The sequence below is a fragment of the Agrobacterium rubi TR3 = NBRC 13261 genome, from assembly GCF_000739935.1.
Classification (GTDB): domain Bacteria; phylum Pseudomonadota; class Alphaproteobacteria; order Rhizobiales; family Rhizobiaceae; genus Agrobacterium; species Agrobacterium rubi.
This window is the reverse complement of sequence record NZ_BBJU01000051.1, coordinates 1-1,838: the sequence shown is the minus strand read 5'-3', so window position 1 is coordinate 1,838 and position 1,838 is coordinate 1. Positions and strand designations below refer to the sequence as shown.

Here is a 1,838-nt window from a genome sequence, read left to right as displayed (position 1 = left end):
GCCACACAGATGCCGGGCGACCCGATCGCCAGCACGGCTATCTTCGAAGCGATAGGCAACCATAGGCGGGCTACTGCCACCGAAGGGTCTGTCATCGCGGGCATAAGCCCAAAGCCAAGCCGTCTTGGCCGATCCGGATCCGGGCGCGAGTGTGGGCAACGTCGTCTCGTCAGCGAAGATACGCTCAGCCTTCTTGATCTCGGCAAGGATGTAGTCGGCCAGGATATCAAGTTCAAAGCCGAGCTTACCCATCCATTGAGCCATCAGCTTCCGGTCAAGCTCGACCTTGTCGCGGGCATAGATTGCCTCCTGCCGATAGAGCGGAAGGCCATCGGCATACTTCGAGATGGCGATCTGGGCGAGAAGCGCTTCCGTCGGAATGCCACCCTCGATAATGTGCGCGGGTGCGGCGGCCTGAATGACGCCGTCTTCATTTTTGAAGGCATACTTCGGTCGGCGTGTGACGATGACGCGGAACTTCGCCGGCACGACGTCAAGTCGCTCCGAGACGTCTTCTCCGATCAGCACCTTCTGTTTGCCGACGTGTTCGGGCAGTTCATCCGGCACGATCACCACTTCGACCCGTTCCAGATGCGGTGCGAAGCCTTTGCGCGGCCGCGGCGGACGTTTGCTGTCGGGATGGGTTGCGCCCTTGTTGACCTGGGCTCGAATCGCCGCGATGCCGGTCTCGATTTCCTCGAAGACAAAGGCCTGCTGCTCATCATCGATGCCTGGAGAGCCGAGTTTTTCTGATCGCCGGCCAAAGCGGGCACGATCAAAGGCTTTCAGGATCTGGGTCAGTCGTTCGATGCGTTCATCAGCATCGGCGTTTCTGGCCTTCAGGTCTGCGACCTCGCTCTCAAGAGCATCGGTGCGCGCTGCCTTCTCGGCCATGGCAAGGACCATAGCTTTCAAAGTCTCTATATCATCCGGGAGCTGCAGATCGGGCGGCGTCATGACGTCTACTAGAGCATATTTTGCTCCGATTTTCCTGCCCTTTCAGGCGGTTGATTCACTTTGCCGCAGGCATTTACCCAACAATCTCCGGCGGCTTCACCGCCACCGAGCGCACCCGTTTCCAGTCCATGCCGTCAACGAGCGCCATGAGCTGGGCATGGTTGAGCTGGACTCGGTTGTGGCCTATCCGCGGCCAGCAAAACTGCGCCTTCTCCAGCCGCTTGGCGTAAAGGCAAACCCCGGATCCATCCCACCAGACGATCTTGATCCGGTCGGCCCGTTTGGCCCGGAAGACATAAAGCGAGCCGTTGAACGGATCACTGCCAGCATCCCGCACCAGCGACAGCAGGCTGTCCGGCCCTTTGCGGAAGTCGATGGGATGGCTGGCCAGGAAGACCTTTACACCTGCGGGGATCATGCTGAGCGAACCGCTCGGATGACACGCTGCAGATGCGCTTCTTCAACATGCCGGCCAACCCGCACGAAGATACCGTCAATGTCGATTTCGACGACGGGGTCGGGGTCAGGTGCGACGCTCTGCGGATCAACTGCCGCTGCTAGTCCAGACTCATCACTGCCCAACAGTTCTCTGCGCCAGCGGTAGAGTTGAGACGGCAAGATACCGATCTGCCGCGCCACTGCCGACATGTTCACACCGGGCTGACAGGCCTGCTCAACCGCTGTGGCCTTGAATTCGTCGGACCAGAAACGCCGCAACTGTCGCGGCGACCCGTCAAGGCGATCGGGCACCGCCTCGATCATTCGTATCAACCCAAGGCTAGCCGCAGGTCTAGACATAGATCCTCACATCAAAGAACTCGTATGCCCGACATACCCTACTCAGCATCAGCCGCGCCAGATGGGGTCTCCTTGCCGCTTAC

At 59.7% G+C, this 1,838-nt stretch carries 3 protein-coding genes; all 3 read right to left on the bottom strand.

The genetic code is table 11. From position 1 onward, the window contains the following. On the bottom strand, window positions 1–957 hold a 957-nt coding region (gene tnpC / locus RRU01S_RS24895), incomplete at its 3' end, for an IS66 family transposase (RefSeq protein WP_045232927.1). Between the two features lie 73 nt (window positions 958–1,030). After that, window positions 1,031–1,375: an IS66 family insertion sequence element accessory protein TnpB gene (gene tnpB / locus RRU01S_RS24890; protein WP_044460335.1), complete on the bottom strand. Its 345-nt coding sequence runs from the start codon at window positions 1,373–1,375 to the stop codon at window positions 1,031–1,033. Further along, window positions 1,372–1,755, bottom strand: a complete 384-nt coding sequence (locus RRU01S_RS24885; RefSeq protein ID WP_045232926.1) for a transposase — start codon at window positions 1,753–1,755, stop codon at window positions 1,372–1,374. Before RRU01S_RS24885 ends, tnpB begins: the two co-directional genes overlap by 4 nt. Window positions 1,756–1,838: the final 83 nt, after the last annotated feature.